Annotated in this window: 26 protein-coding genes; 11 read left to right on the top strand and 15 right to left on the bottom strand. The window is 54.5% G+C overall.

What is annotated here, in order from left to right:
* Nucleotides 1–11 precede the first annotated feature (11 nt).
* The 4 genes from CGL_RS02700 to CGL_RS02685 are packed head-to-tail and all read left to right on the top strand — an operon-like array spanning nucleotide 12 to nucleotide 4,752.
* Nucleotides 12–1,085, top strand: coding sequence for a hypothetical protein (locus CGL_RS02700; RefSeq protein ID WP_011013714.1), 1,074 nt, complete (start codon nucleotides 12–14; stop codon nucleotides 1,083–1,085).
* A 42-nt stretch (nucleotides 1,086–1,127) separates the two neighbouring features.
* Nucleotides 1,128–2,240 (top strand): energy-coupling factor transporter transmembrane component T, encoded by a 1,113-nt coding sequence (locus tag CGL_RS02695; RefSeq protein ID WP_011013713.1) that lies wholly within the window; start codon nucleotides 1,128–1,130, stop codon nucleotides 2,238–2,240.
* Entirely contained in the window at nucleotides 2,240–3,949 is a 1,710-nt protein-coding gene (locus tag CGL_RS02690; protein WP_011013712.1) for an ABC transporter ATP-binding protein, read from the top strand. The genes CGL_RS02695 and CGL_RS02690 overlap by 1 nt, the downstream gene beginning before the upstream one ends.
* On the top strand, nucleotides 3,946–4,752 hold the full coding sequence (locus CGL_RS02685; protein ID WP_011013711.1) for an ECF transporter S component: 807 nt from the start codon (nucleotides 3,946–3,948) through the stop codon (nucleotides 4,750–4,752). The genes CGL_RS02690 and CGL_RS02685 overlap by 4 nt, the downstream gene beginning before the upstream one ends.
* 96 nt (nucleotides 4,753–4,848) lie before the next feature.
* On the opposite strand, the gene CGL_RS02680 is transcribed toward CGL_RS02685, so the two are convergent.
* Nucleotides 4,849–5,478: a hypothetical protein gene (locus CGL_RS02680; RefSeq protein ID WP_011013710.1), complete on the bottom strand. Its 630-nt coding sequence runs from the start codon at nucleotides 5,476–5,478 to the stop codon at nucleotides 4,849–4,851.
* Between the two features lie 415 nt (nucleotides 5,479–5,893).
* On the opposite strand from CGL_RS02680, the gene fdhF reads away from it, so the two are divergent.
* The 5 genes from fdhF to CGL_RS02655 all read left to right on the top strand — a co-directional run bounded on the left by fdhF (nucleotide 5,894) and on the right by CGL_RS02655 (nucleotide 10,849).
* Nucleotides 5,894–8,182 (top strand): molybdenum-dependent formate dehydrogenase FdhF, encoded by a 2,289-nt coding sequence (fdhF, locus tag CGL_RS02675; protein ID WP_011265574.1) that lies wholly within the window; start codon nucleotides 5,894–5,896, stop codon nucleotides 8,180–8,182.
* A 113-nt stretch (nucleotides 8,183–8,295) separates the two neighbouring features.
* Nucleotides 8,296–8,604 carry a DUF6457 domain-containing protein gene (locus CGL_RS02670; RefSeq protein WP_011013708.1) on the top strand — a complete coding sequence of 103 codons (309 nt, stop codon included), beginning with the start codon at nucleotides 8,296–8,298 and terminating at the stop codon, nucleotides 8,602–8,604.
* 2 nt (nucleotides 8,605–8,606) lie between these two features.
* Nucleotides 8,607–9,524 carry a formate dehydrogenase accessory sulfurtransferase FdhD gene (fdhD, locus tag CGL_RS02665; protein ID WP_011013707.1) on the top strand — a complete coding sequence of 306 codons (918 nt, stop codon included), beginning with the start codon at nucleotides 8,607–8,609 and terminating at the stop codon, nucleotides 9,522–9,524.
* The gene (locus CGL_RS02660) at nucleotides 9,524–10,018 is read left to right on the top strand and encodes a hypothetical protein (RefSeq protein WP_011013706.1); all 495 of its coding nucleotides are present in this window, start codon (nucleotides 9,524–9,526) and stop codon (nucleotides 10,016–10,018) included. The genes fdhD and CGL_RS02660 overlap by 1 nt, the downstream gene beginning before the upstream one ends.
* A 21-nt stretch (nucleotides 10,019–10,039) precedes the next feature.
* Nucleotides 10,040–10,849, top strand: coding sequence for an aldo/keto reductase (locus CGL_RS02655; protein ID WP_011013705.1), 810 nt, complete (start codon nucleotides 10,040–10,042; stop codon nucleotides 10,847–10,849).
* A 4-nt stretch (nucleotides 10,850–10,853) separates the two neighbouring features.
* On the opposite strand, the gene CGL_RS02650 is transcribed toward CGL_RS02655, so the two are convergent.
* The 4 genes from CGL_RS02650 to rplN form a co-directional block, all read right to left on the bottom strand.
* On the bottom strand, nucleotides 10,854–11,828 hold the full coding sequence (locus CGL_RS02650; protein ID WP_011013704.1) for an SGNH/GDSL hydrolase family protein: 975 nt from the start codon (nucleotides 11,826–11,828) through the stop codon (nucleotides 10,854–10,856).
* A 106-nt stretch (nucleotides 11,829–11,934) separates the two neighbouring features.
* Nucleotides 11,935–12,510: a 50S ribosomal protein L5 gene (gene rplE / locus CGL_RS02645; protein ID WP_003854317.1), complete on the bottom strand. Its 576-nt coding sequence runs from the start codon at nucleotides 12,508–12,510 to the stop codon at nucleotides 11,935–11,937.
* A complete protein-coding gene (gene rplX, locus CGL_RS02640; protein WP_003854314.1) occupies nucleotides 12,510–12,824 on the bottom strand; it encodes a 50S ribosomal protein L24 in 315 nt (104 codons plus the stop codon). The genes rplE and rplX overlap by 1 nt, the downstream gene beginning before the upstream one ends.
* A gap of 2 nt (nucleotides 12,825–12,826) precedes the next feature.
* Nucleotides 12,827–13,195 carry a 50S ribosomal protein L14 gene (gene rplN / locus CGL_RS02635; RefSeq protein ID WP_003854312.1) on the bottom strand — a complete coding sequence of 123 codons (369 nt, stop codon included), beginning with the start codon at nucleotides 13,193–13,195 and terminating at the stop codon, nucleotides 12,827–12,829.
* Nucleotides 13,196–13,522: 327 nt separating this feature from the next.
* Between rplN and CGL_RS02630 the strand changes: the two genes are divergently transcribed.
* The gene (locus CGL_RS02630; protein WP_011013703.1) at nucleotides 13,523–14,221 is read left to right on the top strand and encodes an LppP/LprE family lipoprotein; all 699 of its coding nucleotides are present in this window, start codon (nucleotides 13,523–13,525) and stop codon (nucleotides 14,219–14,221) included.
* Between the two features lie 67 nt (nucleotides 14,222–14,288).
* Nucleotides 14,289–14,558 carry a hypothetical protein gene (locus CGL_RS02625; protein ID WP_011013702.1) on the top strand — a complete coding sequence of 90 codons (270 nt, stop codon included), beginning with the start codon at nucleotides 14,289–14,291 and terminating at the stop codon, nucleotides 14,556–14,558.
* 122 nt (nucleotides 14,559–14,680) lie between these two features.
* On the opposite strand, the gene rpsQ is transcribed toward CGL_RS02625, so the two are convergent.
* The 10 genes from rpsQ to rplC are packed head-to-tail and all read right to left on the bottom strand — an operon-like array spanning nucleotide 14,681 to nucleotide 19,499.
* Nucleotides 14,681–14,959, bottom strand: coding sequence for a 30S ribosomal protein S17 (gene rpsQ / locus CGL_RS02620; RefSeq protein WP_003854306.1), 279 nt, complete (start codon nucleotides 14,957–14,959; stop codon nucleotides 14,681–14,683).
* 2 nt (nucleotides 14,960–14,961) lie between these two features.
* Complete coding sequence (rpmC, locus tag CGL_RS02615) at nucleotides 14,962–15,192, bottom strand: 50S ribosomal protein L29 (protein ID WP_003854304.1); 231 nt, start codon at nucleotides 15,190–15,192, stop codon at nucleotides 14,962–14,964.
* Entirely contained in the window at nucleotides 15,192–15,608 is a 417-nt protein-coding gene (gene rplP, locus CGL_RS02610) for a 50S ribosomal protein L16 (RefSeq protein WP_003854302.1), read from the bottom strand. The genes rpmC and rplP overlap by 1 nt, the downstream gene beginning before the upstream one ends.
* Nucleotides 15,609–15,610: 2 nt before the next feature.
* Nucleotides 15,611–16,357 (bottom strand): 30S ribosomal protein S3, encoded by a 747-nt coding sequence (gene rpsC / locus CGL_RS02605; RefSeq protein WP_003854298.1) that lies wholly within the window; start codon nucleotides 16,355–16,357, stop codon nucleotides 15,611–15,613.
* Entirely contained in the window at nucleotides 16,357–16,719 is a 363-nt protein-coding gene (gene rplV / locus CGL_RS02600) for a 50S ribosomal protein L22 (protein ID WP_003854297.1), read from the bottom strand. Before rplV ends, rpsC begins: the two co-directional genes overlap by 1 nt.
* A 3-nt stretch (nucleotides 16,720–16,722) precedes the next feature.
* Nucleotides 16,723–17,001 carry a 30S ribosomal protein S19 gene (rpsS, locus tag CGL_RS02595; protein WP_003854296.1) on the bottom strand — a complete coding sequence of 93 codons (279 nt, stop codon included), beginning with the start codon at nucleotides 16,999–17,001 and terminating at the stop codon, nucleotides 16,723–16,725.
* A 16-nt stretch (nucleotides 17,002–17,017) separates the two neighbouring features.
* On the bottom strand, nucleotides 17,018–17,860 hold the full coding sequence (rplB, locus tag CGL_RS02590) for a 50S ribosomal protein L2 (RefSeq protein WP_003854295.1): 843 nt from the start codon (nucleotides 17,858–17,860) through the stop codon (nucleotides 17,018–17,020).
* Nucleotides 17,861–17,884: 24 nt separating this feature from the next.
* Nucleotides 17,885–18,190 carry a 50S ribosomal protein L23 gene (rplW, locus tag CGL_RS02585; protein WP_003854294.1) on the bottom strand — a complete coding sequence of 102 codons (306 nt, stop codon included), beginning with the start codon at nucleotides 18,188–18,190 and terminating at the stop codon, nucleotides 17,885–17,887.
* A complete protein-coding gene (gene rplD, locus CGL_RS02580) occupies nucleotides 18,190–18,846 on the bottom strand; it encodes a 50S ribosomal protein L4 (protein ID WP_003854293.1) in 657 nt (218 codons plus the stop codon). The genes rplW and rplD overlap by 1 nt, the downstream gene beginning before the upstream one ends.
* The gene (gene rplC / locus CGL_RS02575; protein WP_003854292.1) at nucleotides 18,843–19,499 is read right to left on the bottom strand and encodes a 50S ribosomal protein L3; all 657 of its coding nucleotides are present in this window, start codon (nucleotides 19,497–19,499) and stop codon (nucleotides 18,843–18,845) included. Before rplC ends, rplD begins: the two co-directional genes overlap by 4 nt.

Here is a 19,499-nt window from a genome sequence, read left to right as displayed (position 1 = left end):
GAAGTACAGTGATGTCTCGAACCTCAACTTTTCACCTGTCGCTGAAGTCTTTTGCAGCTGCAGTCGCACTATGGATTGTTCTTGCCATATCGCCATGGGTTCCTTCTGCGCACGCCTTGACCACGCCTTGTGAAGACGACCAAGTGACAGTGATGGTTGAGGGCAACACCATCGGCTGTGCTGACGCCGGCGGAAATGGCTATCAAACGCTTCTTGATGCCGGATTTGATGTGGAAACCACCGTTCAGTTTCCAGAATTCTTGTGCCGAATCAATGATTTCCCAGGTCCTGATGTGGACGATTGCATGACCGCATCACCTGCTGAAGCTTATTGGTCTTATTGGCATGCTCCCCTCGGCGGAGATGAATGGGAATACAGCAACCTTGGAGCTTTCCTCTACTACCCCAAACCCGGCACTGTTGAAGCGTGGTATTGGGGAGATACTGATCGTCCCGGCGCGATCCCGGTGAGTAAATCTCAGGCGGAGTTGGGGTTAGACTCCGCGGATCCGGATTACAAAATTGATTTTGATCCAAATGATTTCATCACCACAACCCCAACCTCCGAGTCCCCTATCGCCGATTTAGGGGGTGACGAAGAGCCCACTGAAACTACTGAAGCTCCTATCGCAGGGGCTGGAGCTGGTTCGGCAAGAGGACAAGCAGCTGAACCCACTGCTGAGGTAAACCCTGAGAACCCTAATGAGGTATTGGTGTATCAGGATTCTGAAGGAAACTCGATTACTAAAGGTCAGTACGAGAACTTGGTTGCTGCAGCAGCCGCTAAGACCACTGCTGCTGTCCAAGCCCCAGCTGGGGCTGGTGAAGCAAATAGCCAACCGCAGGCAACAGCGGTGGCAGAAGCTCCTGAAGTTGATCCGATGACCACGCAGGTTCTTATGGCGCCTGCGGGCCAAGATGGAGACGTCATGGCTGAGGGTTCGACGCAGCAGACGTACGCCACAGGCACGGTGGATTCTTCTGCTCAGGGATGGATCATTGGACTCACACTGGCTGTCATTTCCTTGGTTTCAGCGTCTGCTGTGGCGGCGTGGGCGATTCGTCGTTCAGAGGTCCAGGGTTAAAGCTTCGTGAAATGGATTGAGCGATATGTGCTGTCCCGGCGGATGGTTCATCCCTGGGCGTGGTGGGTGTGGGCGTTGGGTATTGCTGGTTGTGCCAGCATGACCAACAATCCTTATATTTTGGCGCTCACTTTTGCCACGTTGTGTTTTGTGGTGTTTAACCGTCGTGGGTCATCGCCGTGGTCGCGTGCTTTCCCGATCTATTTGATGATCGCGGGTTGGCTCGTGGTGTACCGGTTGGTCATGCACATTGTGGTGGGAGCAAAAATTGGCACCATTGAACTGTTTCGGATCCCGCCGGTGCAGTTGCCGGAATGGGCTGCGGGTATCCACGTGTTTGGCACGGTGTATCTCGAGGGTCTGATCATCGCGACGACGCAAGGCTTAACGCTTGGAACGATGATCGTGGCGGTGGGTGCTGCGAACTCTTTGGCGGATCCCAAGAAGCTGCTCAAATCGTTGCCTGGCGCATTGGGCGAACTGGGAACTGCGGTGGTCATCGGTATTTCCATTGCACCTCAGATGGCTGAGTCGGCGTTCCGCATTAATCGTGCACGAACCTTGCGTGGTGATGATGCCAAAGGTGTTCGTGGTTTCGCGCGGATTTTGATGCCGGTTTTCCAGGACACTTTGGATAGGTCTTTGGCCCTGGCTAATTCCATGGATGCCCGTGGTTATGGCAGGCAGGCTCATGTATCCAAATTCCAACAGCGTGTGACCTCTATTTTTGGTGCATTCGGAATACTCGGCGTGACCGTTGGTCTGTTTGTGGTCTTAGATGCATCATCACCGATGTTCGTTGCCGTTCCGGTGTTTATTACCGGCGTGGGCTTCTTGATCATTTCGTTGGTCGTTGCTTCACATAGAAAAACATCCACCACTTTTGATCAGTTGCCTTGGGGTGCTGCGGAATGGCTTGTGTGCATCACAGGTGTGATTCCGCTGCTCATGGCTGCGCTGACACGATACCTTGATCCAGGTTCCATGATCACCACCTGGGTTCCTTTGCATATGCCAGACACCGTTCCGTTGCTCGTTGTGGCAGGACTTGTTGTGGCGACGATGCCAGGATTCTTGACGCCCCGCTTGCCGAAGAACAAAGTGAGGGTCAAGCGTCGAAAAGCAATAAATAGCCCAGAAAGGGCCGAAGTTTAATGAGTGCTCCTTTTAGCGCGCGCACTGCGTGGTCGACGGACCCCGTGCTGGAACTGGAAAGCGTCGCTGCCTCGTATTATGACGATGAGCGCACGCTGGCGGCGCCGCAGATCAGCGACGTGAATCTGACGCTTTTTGAAGGCGAAATCCTGCTGGTTGTGGGGCGCACCGGCTCCGGCAAATCGACGCTGCTGAACGCGATGTCCGGCGCGATGCCGCATGCGACCGGCGGCCGACTTGATGGGCGCGTGCGCGTGGTCGGCCGGGATACGCGTGATTTCCCACCACGCATGCTTTCCGACGTGGTCGGCGTCGTTGGGCAAGATCCGGCGGCAAGTTTTATCACCAACACGGTTGAAGAAGAACTTGCCTACAGCATGGAGCAATTAGGGCTCCCACCTGCGGTCATGCGCAAGCGCGTAGAGGAAACCCTTGATCTTTTAGGCATCGCGGAGCTGCGATACGTGCCATTGGCGGAACTATCTGGTGGTGAGCAGCAGCGCGTGGCGATTGGCGCGGTGCTGACCACTCGCCCCGCGCTGATTATCTTGGATGAACCAACCAGCGCTTTGGACCCTAATGGTGCCGAGGATGTGCTGGCAACCGTAACCAAGCTGGCTCATGACTTGGCGATGACCGTAGTGCTTGCTGAACACCGCATCGAGCGCGTACTGCAGTACGTGGACCGCGTGGCGCATGTGGGCGCTGATGGGCACGTCACTGTTGGGACGCCGGAAGAAATCATGGCTGATTCTGATGTGGCACCACCCATTGTGGAATTAGGACGCTGGGCTGGCTGGGCTCCCCTACCGCTATCGATCCGCGATGCACGCGCACACTCCGCTGACATGCGCAAACGCCTGTATCAGCGTGGTTTAGTGGTGAACAAATTACACAACCACGCTGTCCAGCCACTTTTGATCGCCGAAGATATCATGGTTGATTTCCCCGAAATCCGTGCCGTTGACGGCGTGAACTTGAATCTCAACTCCGGTGAAATTACCGTGCTCATGGGCCGAAACGGCTGCGGAAAATCATCCCTGCTGTGGGCTTTACAAGGTTCAGGGACTAGAAATCAGGGCTCGGTGCAGGTGCTTGATGAGGCCGCGGGATTTTCGTGGACAGACCCCAAAACTTTAAAGCCCGCCAAGCGGCGCAATCTTGTGTCCATGGTTCCGCAAACACCGACCGATATTTTGTATGAATCAACCGTGCATGCAGAGCTCGCACGCTCTGATAAAGATGCCGCAGCACCCGCCGGCACCACGCGGGAAATCCTGGATTCACTGGTCCCGAATATCCCGGACCATCTCCACCCACGTGATCTATCAGAAGGCCAAAAGCTCTCCCTCGCGCTGTCCATCCAACTCGCCGCAAAACCCCGCGTGGTATTTTTCGACGAACCCACCCGCGGCCTAGACTACGACGGCAAGAAATCCCTCGCCCGCTCCTTCCAACAACTCGCAGACGACGGCCACGCCATTTTGGTGGTCACCCACGACGTGGAATTCTCTGCACTGTGCGCCGACCGAGTGTTGTTTATGGCCTCTGGAAAGATCATCTCCGATGGCACAGCCGTAGAAATCCTCCCCGCATCACCGGCTTACGCCCCACAAGTCGCAAAAATCACCGCCGGCATCCAAGAGGAATCACACTGGCTCACAGTCTCGGCCGTGAAAGCTGCGCTAGGGCATGGTGAAATCTCATGATCAACGCCATCACACTCAAGCCCAAAACCTTCCTCACCTTAAGCTTCCTTGCGGTTTTGAGCATCGTGATTTTCTTCTGGCCGCTGATCGTCAACCCGGAATCCTTCCTGTCCGACAAAGCCCAAGCGCCCCTCTACATCGCGATCGTCATTCCCCTCGTGCTGGCCGCTGTCATCGCCGAAATCAGTGAAAACGGATTCGACGTTAAAGCCGTAGCCATGCTCGGCGTCCTCACCGCCATGGTTGCCGTAGTCCGACCATTCGGTGCCGGCGCAGCAGGCTTTGAAGCAGTCTTCTTTGTCCTCATCCTCGGCGGACGAGCCTTCGGACCCGGCTTCGGATTCATCCTCGGCAACACCGGACTGTTCGCATCCGCGCTGCTCACCGCAGGAATCGGACCGTGGCTCCCCTACCAAATGCTCGCAGCCGCCTGGGTCAGCTTCGGCGCCGGCCTACTCCCCCAAGTACGCGGCAAAAAGGAAATGCTCATCATCGTCCTATACGCCATCGTCTCTTCACTCGGCTACGGAACCATGATGAACATGAGCTTCTGGCCCTACGCCATCGGTGTCACCAGCGGGCTTTCCTTCACACCCGGCGCGCCCGTCCTGGAAAACCTCCACACCTTCATGCTGTTCTGCCTCACCACATCCATGGGTTGGGATCTCGGCCGCGCCTTCTTCACCTCAGTGCTATTACTGCTCACAGCCAAACCCGTTTTAGGTGCTTTACGACGCGCCAGCCGCCGCGCCGCTTTCGGCGTCGAGCGTGACTTCGGGGAGGCCGGGGTGCCTCGGGTCTAAAGATTTTGTTGGCTTGCTTCGTGGAGCAAACCTAAAGTGCCCACCGATCTTGAAGGGTCGGTGGGCACTCTTGTTTGAAGCTTTAGGTTAGGTTGCTTAAAACTTAGGCAGAACCAGACCTGGGATAGTGATCAAGCCCTGGTACAAAGCTGCAACTCCACCACCGATCAGTGCGAGAAGACCTGCGATGACTGCAATCCAGCCGCCGTCTTCAGAAGATCCGGTTGCTGCTGGAGTTTCAGGAAGAGTCTCGAGTGCTGGTGTTTCCTCGCCGGTGCCAACAACCCAAGCCTCAACAGTTCCACCTTCAGGTTCAGAATTAGATGCACCAACCTCGTAGTAGGTGTAGTCCACGCTGTAATCATCTGCGACTTCACCAGAGTAGTAACTCCAGTAAGTTCCAGTTTCAACCCAATCAGGAACAACTCCGTTGATACCGGTCATGTATTTGCCCATTTCAGATTCGTCAAAGGTCAGTTTGAACCCAGCAGATTCAAGAGCTACAACACCATCAGTGAACTCGGTGGCACATGCGCCCTCTGGTTCTTTTTCGGAATCTGCACCATAGTCAACTGAGACCCAGACGTTGTCTGCATCGATGCACTGACGGGCATCAAGAGTCTTATCCAACAAGGAAGACTGTGCATTCGCAGCAGTGCTCAGGGACAAAGTGGTTGCGGTGACTGCCAGGGTGGTCAGAGCAACGCGGCTAAAAGTAATGGTCAAGGCTTTGAACCTTTCATTTTCAATTCTGTAAACGCTGTAATGTGCATTAGAGCGCCGATGGGCAGACGTCGTCTTAGAACACTTTGTGCGCAGAATTTGAAGATGCAAGCTTTTCGTAGTCCACGACAAAAAGGTTCTAAGTCAATGTCAGTTTTCCAAGTAATCCGGCTTGTCCCCTTTGCGTGAAAACTCCAGGCGAAGGTGATCTACGGTTGCGGGTCAGCGCCGGATTGTTAACCGGCTTCCCTTGAAAAACTAACAGTGCGATTCGGTACTTTGCAGTATCAAACGACATGTGAGATTTTATCGCATGTGCTGGGAGTCCTCTTGATTTTAGGTTTTCCACATACCCCCATATAGATTGAAGAATTCATTTTTCGGCATGGGTTCAATTGCCGGGTCTAGACTGTGACCTATGACAACCCCTCCAACTGAGATTTCGAACGTGAATCCCACCGCGAATGAATTTGATGATCCGGATGTGGGACGGCGCATTACTTCTGCTGCTGGTGTGCCAGGCGTTTTGCATGCGCTCCAGCATGCTGTTCCGAATCGTGCCCTGCTGCCGTTGCTCACCATGAATAAACCAGGCGGCATCGACTGTCCTGGTTGTGCTTGGCCTGAGCCTTCCACTGCCAACCTTGGTGTGGTTGAGTTCTGCGAGAACGGTGCCAAGGCGGTCGCCGAGGAAACAACACCTGATCGTGCCGGCAAAGAGTTCTGGGCAGAGCATTCTATTTATGATCTGCGGGAAAAGACCGATCACTGGCTGGGAAAGCGTGGCCGAATCACCGAGCCCATGTTTTATGATCGTTCTTCTGGCGATGATCACTACCGCCCTATTTCTTGGGATCGTGCATTTGCGATCATTGCGTCGAAGCTCCGCGAGATCGAGCCAGATGAAGCGGTGTTTTACACCTCTGGTCGAGCACCCAATGAGCCGGCTTATATGCTGCAGCTTCTAGCCCGCCGACTTGGCACAAATAATCTTCCAGACTGTGGAAACATGTGCCACGAGTCCACCGGTACTGCCTTGGGTGAGACCTTGGGTTTGGGCAAGGGATCCGTGGTGATGGAGGATTTCTACAACACTGATTTGTTGATTTCCGTGGGACAAAACCCGGGCACCAACCACCCACGTGCGTTGACGGCTTTCAAAGAATTGAAGGAAAACGGTGGCAAGATTCTGGCGCTGAACCCCATGCCAGAGACCGGTCTGATGAAATTCCGTGAGCCCCAATCAGTCAAGGGCGCGTTGAGCATTTCAGACAAACTTGCTGATGAATACTTGCAGATCCGTCTTGATGGAGACCGCGCATTCTTCCAGGCGCTCAACAAGGAACTCATCCGTAGAGATGCCCTAGATCATGCATTCTTGGATAAATTCTGTTCAGGTGTGGATGAAACCATCGAGCACCTCAAATCACTCGATGATGAGGTTCTGCTCAAGGGATGCGGTCTGACGGCAGCGGAGATCAACAAGGCCGCTGACATGGTGGAAAAGTCTGACACCGTGGTGGTGTCATGGACTCTCGGGGTCACCCAGCATAAGAACGCTGTGTACACCATCCGTGAAATGGTGAACTTCCTGCTGCTTACTGGAAATATTGGTAAGCCTGGCGCAGGCACTGCCCCGCTTCGTGGGCACTCAAACGTCCAGGGTGATCGAACCATGGGTATTTGGGAGAAAATGCCGGAGGCATTCCTTGCTGCTCTTGAAAACGAGTTTGGTTTCGATGTGCCCCGCAAGCACGGCTTCGACACGGTAAATTCCCTGCGAGCCATGCGCGAAGGCAAGACCAAGTTCTTTCTCTCCCTCGGTGGCAACCTTGTTCGAGTGTCCTCAGATACGTCTGTTGTCGAAAAGGGCATGGAATCCAATGAGCTGACGGTGCATCTGTCGACCAAGCCCAATGGTTCACAAGCATGGCCTGGTGAGCAGTCACTTATCCTTCCGGTGATTGCTCGAACAGATAAGGATGTCCAAAAGTCAGGCGTCCAGCGTGTGACAGTTGAGGATTCTGCCGGCGCTGTTCACGCATCCACTGGTAAACGAACCGCCAACAAGGATCTGAATTTGAAGTCCGAATGCGACATCATTGGAACCATCGGTAAGCAGACCTTCGGTGATGCCTTCTGGCAGCCGATGATTGATAACTACGATGTGGTCCGCGATCACATCGAGGCCACCATTCCTGGGTTCCACGATTTCAACCGTCGCATCGACAACCCCGGTGGATTCCTCCTCCCCAACGGACCTCGTGAGCGCATCTTCAACACATCCAATGGCAAGGCCCAATTGACGGTTAATGAAACCAATGTGATTGAGCTACCCAAGGACTATTTGCTTATGAACACGGTACGTTCACATGATCAATACAACTCCACGATTTACGGTCTGGATGACCGCTACCGCGGTGTTCGCAATGGTCGCCGCGTAGTGTTCGTCAATCCTCAAGATTGTAAGCAACGTGGTCTCAAGGATGGAGACATCGTCGATATCGTCTCTGTCTTTGATGATGGCGAACGCCGAGCACCGAATTTCCGAGTGGTGGAATATGACACCGCGAGGGACTGCGTCACCACGTATTTCCCTGAGGCCAACGTATTGGTTCCATTGGATTCAGTAGCTGAAAAATCCAACACTCCAGTGTCCAAGTCAGTTGTGGTTCGCCTTGAAGCAACAGGACGTACTGCTTCTTAGAAAAACACCAGGGAATTTTCCGCGCCCGCTTCCTTGTTTAAATAAACGAGGATGCGGGCTTATTTATAATTGCAGTTTTACAATTGCAGCCATCATCAGAAACGAGTTTCACTGTGGACACCACCCCAAGCAAAAACAACGAAGCCGAGAAGATGCAGAAAATGTATCAATGGCTCGACACTGTGTGCACAGAGCTGGATATTGATCCAGACATTCTCGCAGAGGTTGTCCCCCACCTGTTGAATCTCACGCGTGATGTTGCGCATGGCCCTTCTCGACCAGCGGCACCAATGACGTCTTTCCTTCTTGGTTTAGCTGCTGGCCGTTCTGGAACAAGCACTGATGATTGGGCCGAGTCCACGTTGGTTAATGCTCTGCATCTTCAAGAAATCATCGCTAAAAATTACCCGGAGGCTAAATAAAAATGGGTCGGATTACCCAAAACTTGCAGGTCCCACGCGTTGTGTCCACTGACGAGCAAGTTTTTGTTAACACTCGTCCGGATACTGTTGCGGTGGAGGAGCCTCTAGAAATTCGGGTTAATGGCACTGCGCTTACCACCACTATGCGCACGCCCGGCCATGATATTGAGTTGGTGCATGGCCTCCTCTTGTCAGAAGGTCTGATCACGGATGCTTCTGAGGTTTTTACCGCCCGCTATTGTGCAGGAGCTGTTGGCCCAGATAATCAAAATACGTACAACGTCTTAGAACTTGATGTCATCCCCAAAGACAATCCGGCCCGGGATCCCGTCCAGAATCCCTCCCATAATCCCGAAGGCAGCCAACACGAAGCACTCCACATCCCAACTTTCCAACCGGTACGCGAACTAAACCTCGTGGCAGCCCAACGCAATGTGCTGACTACGTCTGCTTGTGGTGTTTGTGGCACGACGTCTATTGAGCAGTTGATGAACAAGAAGGGCTGGCCCATTACGCCGATTACACCGGATCCTCGGATGATTGTGTCGTTGCCAGATAAGTTGAAGTCGAAGCAGAAGATTTTCGACAAAACTGGTGGGGTTCATGCTGCTGGTTTGGCCACGCTTGATGGTGAGATGTTGATTATTCGAGAGGATGTCGGTCGGCATAACGCAGCTGACAAAGTTATAGGAAACATGCTGATGGCGGGAAAGCTCCCCTTGGAAAACACTATTTTGGTGATGAGTTCTAGGGCGTCTTTTGAGCTTGTCCAAAAGGCTGCCATGGCTGGAATTTCGGGTGTAATCGCTGTTGGTGCTGCAACATCGCTGGCAATCGAGGCGGCGCAGGATTCAGGTATTTTCCTTGCTGGTTTTGTTCGGGGCAACAAGTTTAACCACTATGCGGGCGAGCTCGGATAATGCCAGAACAGGTAGAACAGCCGAATCAAGCACGCGAAGAGCTGGAGAGGATTTTCCCGCAGTGGTTCGTGTCAGCTGCAGAGAACAGGGATATGTCTGTCGGTCAGGCAATGAAGTTCTCCCCGAAAAGGTGGCTGTTCCCTGATTTCAGTTTCAGTTATGACGACCAAGATTTCGTCATGCCATTGATCATCAATTTTGATTCATTAATCAACGATCTTCTCGCCCACCAGCCGGGTGCTTTCCACTATCCGGGGGTCACTTTATCGTTTCCAAACAACTGGGAAGACCTCTCGCACAAACAAATCCAAGACTGTCTGTGGAATGCCCTTGAAGAGTGGTTTTACTTCCTAGAGATCTACACCTGGTCGGCTGTAGATCAGCGAAAGTATGAGCATGGTCAAGTACCTGGAGACCTGCGTATCGGCTGCCTTTTTGAATTCTTTTCCTCCTCGAGGCCTAACCTTCAATTCCTTACCGATCCCCTTCCCTGAAGTTTCGCTAACCTGGCGTACATGACTCTTTCCCTTCCTCCAATTGGTTTCGGCACCGTTCATCTTGATGGCGCACCTGGCGTTGAAGCCATCGCTACTGCCATTGATGCTGGTTACCGCCTCATCGACACCGCGTACAACTATGAAAATGAAGGTACCGTGGGCAAGGCTGTCCGCGAGTCGGGTGTCCCCCGCGAGGAATTGATTGTTACCAGTAAGCTCCCTGGCCGCTTCCATGCTCGCGATCTAGGACGCGTCCGCATTGAGGAAAGTCTATACCGCCTCAACTTAGATTACATCGATCTCCTCTTGATTCACTGGCCTAATCCCAGCAAGGATCTCTACGTCGAGGCGTGGGAAACGCTGATTGAAGTCCGCGATGCTGGCCTGGTCAAGCACATCGGAGTGTCTAACTTCCTTCCAAATCACATTGATCGCCTGCGCCGCGAAACCGGTGAACTGCCGGCCGTTAACCAGATCGAGTTGCACCCCTATTTCCCGCAGGTGGAGCAGGTAGATTTCCACGATGAGCTGGGCATCATTACCGAGGCCTGGAGCCCGCTCAGCAACGGTCGCGGACTCGTCGAAGAGCCATTGCTCAAGGAAATCGGCGAGCGCTACGGGGTCGGCAGCGGCGAAATCGCCCTCGCTTGGCATCACGCCAGGGGAATCGTTCCGATTCCACGCTCCACCAACCCGGCCAGGCAGCGCAGCAACTTGGAGGCGGTAAAGATTTCGCTTATCGACGAAGACGTCCAGGCGATTACCGCTTTGGCGCGCAAAAACGGCCGGATCAAAGATCAAGATCCAGCCGTCTATGAAGAATTCTAGATAGTTACATCAAGGTTCCGAGGAGGCCCGCGGTCACTTCATCTCCCTTTGGAGATGGGTGCCAGGTGCCTCCTACAGCGTTTACCCGCATATCCAGCACTCCGTTGACCCACGGTTCAGCTGAGCAGCTGCTGTGTCCTGCAGTGGCCTCACGGAGATTGGCATGCTGGACGTCAAGAATCTCAGAGGCTTCAAAAATGGCCGACTCAAGATTGTTCATATAGGACACCAGGTTGGTGGCGTCTGGTTTCCTTAGTTCCGTACCTCCCACGCGGACACAAATCTCGCTTCCGCTTCGTGGGGTGTATTCCTGGTATCCCAGCAACGTGATCTGCGCATTTGGAGCGTAGTACTTGAGGTAGTCGATGACAGGTTTCATCCGCTGAGCATAGTTTTCGCCGGTGACCGAGGAGGGATCCTGCATGGTTCCAGCCGCTACAGCTTTCTCACCGCATCCGTTGGCCGCATCAAAAAGGCAGTTGATCACGGAATAGCGCAAATTGATTGGTGAGTGTCCCCACTGATCATTCTTGCCAAATTGGATGAAGATGTTCTCGGTATTTGGTCCAATGGCCCCTAGTGCTTCTGCATGCCGAACTTCATCGGAAAAGTGGAAACCCGTCGAGTTGATGGAGGCGCCGTTGCAGGAAAGGTCAATGAGCTCCCCCTGCTGCAATCCTTGTTGTGCTTGCAATTGATCAGGCCACGATTGGTTCCCCTTGAGGCAGCCGCGTTCATCCACATCAAATGGTGCATTGGTTCCTGATGCATGTGAATCTCCAAAGACCACGACTTTTGCCCCGCCTTCCGGCGCTGTGGCATCTGGTATTCCGGCAGATGAGGTCAGCCCACGTAAGACTTCAGTTCTCTGTGAGGCACTGCTGCCAATGCTTTGGGCCTGTGCAGTTGGTGTTCCCAAGGCTAAAGACCCTGCCATGAAAGCCCCTACGATCGCCAGCAGTTTGCGTTGCACGTTCATGAAAGTTCCTTTGTTTTGGTTGGGTAATTTTCCTCTGAAAGTTACCCACTGCGTAGACATGAAAAAAGCACCTACCAGTTAAGGTAAGTGCTTTTAACTATGCAGTTTACTGCTGGCGGTTGCCGTCTTCACCCTTGAATGGGAAGCCGAGCTCGCGGAGCAGGGAGCGACCTTCATCGTCGGTTACAGCGGTGGTAACAACGGTGATGTCCATACCACGAGGACGGTCGATCTTGTCGACGTCGATTTCGTAGAACATGGTCTGCTCGGTGAGGCCGAAGGTGTAGTTACCGTGGCCGTCGAACTGCTGGTCGGAAAGTCCACGGAAGTCGCGGATACGTGGCAGTGCCACGGTCAGCAGACGGTCCAGGAACTCCCACATGCGGTCGCCGCGCAGGGTAACCTTTGCGCCGATTGGCATGCCTTCACGGAGCTTGAAGTTAGCGATGGACTTCTTCGCACGGCGAAGCTGTGGCTTCTGACCGGTGATTGCGGTGAGGTCCTCGATAGCGCCGTTGATGAGCTTGGAGTCACGAGCTGCGTCGCCGACACCCATGTTGACGACAATCTTGGTGACGCCTGGGATCTGCATGACGTTTTCGAACTCGAACTCGCCCTGAAGCTTGGTGCGGATTTCGTCCTGGTAACGGGTCTTCAGACGAGGGATGTAATTCTCAGTCATTAGATATCCTTCCCATTGCGACGAGAAACGCGGACCTTCTTGCCGTTTTCATCGAAACGGTAGCCAACGCGAGTTGGGTTTCCGTCGGAGTCGATGACCATGACGTTAGAGACATGGATCGGAGCTTCCTGGGTCACGATTCCGCCGGACTCTGCGCCACGCTCTGGTGCGGAGTTAGCTACGTGCTTCTTGATGCGGTTAACGCCTTCGACGAGAACCTTTTCGGTCTTAGGGAAAGCCGCGATGACCTGTCCCTTAGCACCCTTGTCTGGACCTGAGATGACCAGAACCATATCGCCCTTGTGGACCTTCATTCTTAAATCACCTCCGGTGCGAGAGAAACGATCTTCATGAACTTCTTCTCACGAAGTTCACGAGCAACTGGTCCGAAGATACGGGTGCCACGTGGCTCGTTGTCGTTCTTGATGATGACGGCAGCGTTCTCATCGAAGGAGATGTAAGAACCGTCTGCACGACGGGTCTCCTTCTTGGTGCGAACGATAACAGCCTTGACGATTTCGCCAGACTTTACGTTGCCGCCTGGGGTTGCTTCCTTGACAGTGGCGACGATGACGTCACCAATGCCAGCAAAACGTCGGGTGGATCCACCGAGAACGCGGATGCACAGAATTTCACGTGCACCAGTGTTGTCGGCGACCTTCAGACGCGATTCCTGCTGAATCACTACTGGTCTCCTGACCTGGATTAATGCGTGCTGGATTTCCGTCCCAAACACGCGTGGTCTTTGTACTACAGATGTCTACATACTCCACGAATGTGGGCAACGAACGCTTGGCGTTTTACGGCCTCGTCGAGGGGTCTCGGAAACGCGACTCGGAAAAGCACCGCGAGTCCGACCTACACAGACAACCTGTATATCTAACCACACCCCTACCCCCGAATTCAAATCCGTGTTGCGCGTTAATAAGGAACAATATCGGTGTGATTCGCGATATATTAATCAGCTTGTTTTCCCAGCATAAGTAGTCGCCTAGTTTAGGAGGTACATGGCATGTCCCTACGCAAGAATCTCGCCCTCGGAAGCAGCACAGTACTACTCACAGCCGTGCTAAGCGGGTGTGTTTCCCTTGATGAGCGCTCCACTGATACATCCACGGAGAATGTCACCACGGTAACTGCCACACTCACTTCCACCGCCGCAGCAGAACCCACCACTAGAACGACTGTGCAAAGTGCTACAGAAGCCTCCACTACTGCACCAGTGCAATGCAATTTGGATCCCCGTACCTCGGATTTTGGGCCATATCTTGCACAATCTCGCACCCCGGTTGGTGAGCTAGCTGGATCTGCAGATTCCGTCGTGCAGGTTCCTGACTGGTTCTATCACTTCCAAATGGGCGACAACGGCTACGATTCCTGTTCCAAGCTCAGCTATGTGGTTCTCAACGGTTCCAATGGAGACGCCGAACGTTCTACTGGAACGGGTGCTGCGATCGCCGACGTGGTGGTGCTGTTTATCGACGGCCATATGGTTGCTCGTCCTGCTCCTTTTGAAATGAAGACCGTGGAATCCGTCACCAGAGTGTCAGATTCAGAAATCCAAGTTGTTTACGGACATGCCGGCCGATCTACTGCCGAAGGTGTTACGGACTATTTCACCTTTAACTTCTTCGTTGACAACGGCGTTCTTTCAGGACGCGGCGATCTCCCAGAACACATCGATACTCACATGCGTCTATATCTGCTGTAGCCCCATCTAAAAACTCTTGATACGTTGGTGGTTAAATCTCCATGCCCCTTCTATTAGGAACATTCGGATGGCTCATGAAAACCAAAAAACTGTTTCAATTTTTGCATGGCTTAGCGTTCTAGTTGTCGCAATCCTCGGATATGTCCTGTGGCTCGTCCCGATTTCCTGGTACGGCATCCGTGAGTGGATCTACCCGATCATTGCCGTTCCACTCATTGGATATGCATTGTTTACCGCTTTCAAGTCCAAGAGTTGGGTCTTGGGTATCTGCGCAATCCTCGCCCTGCTGTCCCCCACCATTTGGCTGACAGCTGGATTCTTCGTCTTCGGCTTCTAGTACTTGGCTGTTATAAAGACAAAGAAACACCCCTGGTGGATTCCCAAAAGGAAATTCCACCAGGGGTGTTACGCATTCGCTTGAAGCGAATAGCTAGAGGTCATCAGTAGATGACGCCCAAACTACTTAGCCTTTTCGACGATCTCGATCAGACGGTAGTTCTTGTCCTTGGACAATGGGCGGGTCTCTTCGATGCGAACCAAGTCACCGATTCCGGCGATCTGCTCCTCATCATGAGCCTTGACCTTCTTCGCGGAGCGAAGGATCTTGCCGTAGAGAGCGTGCTGCTTGCGGTCTTCGACCTCGACAACGATGGTCTTCTGCATCTTGTCAGAAACCACGTAGCCAGTGCGGACCTTGCGGGTGCTCTTTTCCTGGTTGTTCACGTTTGCCTCACTCATGATTAAGCCTCAGCTCCCGGAACCACAGACAAGCCCAGCTCACGCTCGCGAATAACGGTGTAGATGCGGGCGATGTCGCGCTTGACGGTGCGCAGGCGGCGGTTGTTGGTCAGCTGGCCGGTGGCAAGCTGGAAGCGAAGGTTGAACAGTTCTTCCTTAGCCTCGTTGAGGCGGGTAACCAGTTCTTCCTCGTTGAGCTCACGGAACTCGTGTGCTGGGGTACCGATAGCCATTAGAGCTGATCCTCCCTCTTGACGATACGGACCTTGCATGGAAGCTTCTGGCCAGCGCGGCGCAGAGCCTCGAGAGCAGTAGCTTCGTCCGGGTAGCTCATCTCGAAGAGGATACGGCCCGGCTTGATGTTTGCAACCCACTTCTCCACAGGGCCCTTACCGGAACCCATACGAACGCCGAGTGGCTTCTGGGTCAGTGGGCGGTCTGGGAAGATGTTGATCCAAACCTTGCCACCACGCTTGACGTGGCGGTTGATTGCAATACGTGCAGATTCAATCTGACGGTTGGTGATGTAGGCAGGCTCGAGAGCCTGGATGCCGTACTCACCGAAAGTGACGCGGTTGCCGCCCTTGGAGATACCACTACGGGTAGGACGGTGCTGGCGACGGTACTTAACGCGCTTAGGAATAAGCATGTTTAGCCCTCCTGCTTCTGCTCAGCACGCTGACGACGCTGGCCACCACGACGCGGACGTGCGTTGCGGTCGCCGCGGCCGCGACGCTCTGCGGGTGCATTGATCTCGCTCTCGCGACGTCCACCAACGACGTCACCCTTGTAGATCCACACCTTGACGCCGATGCGTCCGAAAGTGGTGTGAGCCTCGTAGGTGCCGTAATCGATTTCTGCGCGAAGGGTGTGCAGTGGAACGCGACCTTCGTGGTAGCGCTCGGTGCGGGACATCTCGGCACCGCCGAGACGACCGGAGCACACGACCTTGATGCCCTTAACCTGTGGCTGACGCATTGCAGACTGGATAGCCTTGCGCATTGCGCGACGGAATGCCACGCGGTTGGTCAGCTGCTCAGCGATGGACTGTGCCACCAGCTTAGCGTTAGCATCGACGTTCTTGACCTCGAGGATGTTGAGGGCAACCTGCTTGCCGGTGAGCTTCTCGAGCTCACGGCGGATGCGGTCAGCCTCAGCGCCACGACGACCAATGACGATGCCTGGGCGAGCGGTGTGGATGTCTACGCGAACGCGGTCGCGGGTGCGCTCGATGACGACGTCGGCGATGCCGGCACGGTCGAGGCCCTTGGACAGGAATTCGCGAATCTTGATGTCTTCTGCGACGTAGTCAGCGTAAGACTTGTCGGCGTACCAATGGGACTTCCAGTCGGAAGTGATGCCCAAACGGAGGCCGTGTGGATGGATCTTCTGGCCCACTAGTTGGCTCCTTCCTTCTGGCTCTCAACGACCACGGTGATGTGGCTGCTGCGCTTACGGATCTGGAATGCGCGTCCCTGAGCACGTGGCTGGAAGCGCTTCATGGTTGGACCTTCGTTGGCGTAAGCCTCGGAGATAACCAGGGTGCGTGGATCCAGGCCGAAGTTGTTCTCAGCGTTAGCTGCTGCAGATGCAACAACCTTTGCTACAGGCTCAGATGCTGCCTGTGGCGCATACTTCAGGATTGACAGTGCTTCAACGACGGTCTTGCCGCGAACAAGATCAATGACGCGACGTGCCTTCATTGGGCTGACGCGGACGAAGCGAGCAGTCGCGCTTGCGGAGGTGATGTTGTCACTCATCGCTTATCGACGTCCCTTCTTGTCGTCCTTGACGTGACCCTTGAAGGTCTTGGTAGGGGCGAATTCGCCCAGCTTGTGGCCAACCATGGCATCGTCCACGAAAACTGGCACATGCTTGCGTCCATCATGGACAGCAAAGGTGTGACCGATGAAATCGGGGAGAATGGTGGAACGGCGGGACCAGGTCTTGATGACCTGCTTGGTTCCCTTTTCGTTCTGAGCATCTACCTTGTTGAGGAGGTGCTCATCGACGAAAGGACCCTTTTTAAGGCTGCGTGGCATTCTTCGTTACCTCCTCTTAGCGCTTCTTGTTCTTGTTAGCACGACGGCGACGAACGATCATGTCATCGCTGTAACGCTTAGGCTTGCGGGTGCGGCCTTCCTTCTGTCCCCATGGGGAGACTGGGTGGCGACCACCAGAAGTCTTACCTTCACCACCACCGTGTGGGTGGTCGACCGGGTTCATAACGACACCACGGACGGTTGGGCGCCAGCCCTTCCAACGCATACGACCAGCTTTACCCCAACGAATGTTGATCTGCTCGGCGTTGCCGACCTCACCAACAGTCGCGCGGCAGCGGATGTCTACGCGTCGGATCTCGGAGGATGGCATACGCAGAACTGCGTAGGAGCCTTCCTTACCAAGAAGCTGGATGGAAGCTCCAGCGGAACGTGCCAGCTTTGCACCTGCGCCTGGCTTCAACTCCACGTTGTGGATGGTGGTACCAGTCGGGATGTTACGCAGTGGCAGGTTGTTACCAACCTTGATGTCGGCTGCAGCGCCGGACTCGATAACGGTGCCCTGGGTCAGGCCCTTCGGTGCGAGGATGTAACGCTTCTCGCCATCGAAGTAGTGAAGCAGTGCAATGTTAGCGGTACGGTTTGGGTCGTACTCGATGTGAGCGACCTTCGCCAATACGCCATCCTTGTCGTTACGACGGAAGTCGATGACGCGGTAGCGGCGCTTGTGTCCACCACCGCGGTGACGGGTGGTGATGTGGCCGTGAGAGTTACGTCCGCCGGTCTTGCTCAGTGGGCGGAGAAGTGACTTCTCAGGGGTCGAACGGGTGATCTCCGTGAACATGGAAACGGAGCTTGCGCGGCGACCCGGGGTTGTCGGCTTGTACTTACGAATAGCCATAATGTGTCCTTTTCTATCGACGTCTTAAGCGACGGAGCCGTTGAAGATGTCGATGGAGTCGCTGCCTTCGCGAAGAGTCACATAAGCGCGCTTGGTAGCCTTGCGAGTACCGAAGCCGGTGCGGGAGCGCTTGCGCTTACCTGCACGGTTAACGGTGTTCACAGATGCAACCTTGACGCCGAAGATCTCTTCGATGGCAATCTTGATCTGAGTCTTGTTAGCGTCAGTGGAGACGAAGAACGTGTAAACGTTCTGCTCCATGAGGCCGTAGGACTTCTCAGAAACGACCGGTGCGATGATGATGTCGCGTGGGTTGGCGATAGTAGCCATTAGTTCTGCTCCTCCTGTGCCGCACCGGAAGCGCGGTTGATGAAGGTGTGGAGAGCCTCAACGGAGAACACAACGTCGTCAGACTTGAGAACGTCGTAGGTGTTCAGCTGATCAGCGGCCAGGATGTGGACGCCAGGCAGGTTGTTAGCACTCTTCTGGGCGTTGATATCCTCACGGCTCACTACGAGCAGCACGGACTTACGCTCGGTCAGACGCTCGATGAAAGCCTTTGCAGACTTGGTCGAAGGGGTCTGGCCAGGCACCAATTCGGAGACGACGTGGATACGTGCATTGCGTGCACGATCAGACAGTGCACCGTAAAGTGCAGCCTTGATCATCTTCTTAGGGGTGCGCTGAGAGTAGTCGCGTGGCTTAGGGCCGTGGGAGATGCCACCACCGGTGAAGTGAGGTGCGCGGATCGAGCCCTGACGAGCGCGACCGGTTCCCTTCTGACGGAATGGCTTACGGCCACCGCCACGTACTTCGCCACGGGTCTTGGTGGAGTGGGTGCCCTGTCGAGCTGCTGCAAGCTGTGCGTTGACAACCTGGTGCAGCAGTGCGACGGAGACCTCACGGTCAAAAATCTCTGCAGGGAGTTCTACAGATCCGTTGATGTTTCCATCAGCGGTCTGAACATCCAGCTTCAGATTCGTCATGCGTGTGCACCGCCCTTCACTGCGGTCTTAACGGTAACGATGCCACCACGGTTACCAGGGATTGCGCCCTTGATAAGGATGATGTTGGCATCGGCGTCAATCTTCTGAACCTTGAGGTTCTGGGTGGTGACGCGGTCATTACCCATGCGGCCAGCCATACGCTTGCCCTTGAAGATGCGACCTGGGGTAGCAGCTGCACCAATGCCACCTACGCGGCGGTGTGCAGCCTGGTTACCGTGGCCGGCACCCTGGCCAGCGAAGCCATGGCGCTTCATAGCGCCGGCGTAGCCCTTACCCTTGGTGGTACCGGTGACGTCAACGAACTTGATGTCGTTGAAGATTTCAACGGTAACGTCCTGTCCAACCTCGTAACCGGAGACATCGTCCATACGAATCTCGGTGACGTGGCGGCGGGGGGTAACGCCTGCTTTCTTGAAGTGACCAGTCAATGGCTGGTTCACCTTGCGTGGGTCGATTTCGCCGTAGGCGATCTGGATGGCGTTGTAGCCATCGGTCTCAACGGTGCGAATCTGGGAAACTACGCATGGACCCGCTTCAACGACGGTAACCGGAATAACGCGGTTCTCCTCGTCGAAGATCTGAGTCATGCCGAGCTTGGTGCCCAGAATGCCCTTGATCTCGTTTTCACTCAT

Origin of the sequence: Corynebacterium glutamicum ATCC 13032 (genome assembly GCF_000011325.1) — a bacterium.
In the GTDB taxonomy this organism is placed as follows: domain Bacteria; phylum Actinomycetota; class Actinomycetes; order Mycobacteriales; family Mycobacteriaceae; genus Corynebacterium; species Corynebacterium glutamicum.
Note: the sequence above shows the minus strand (reverse complement) of the source record. Positions and strands in the feature narration are given on the sequence as shown.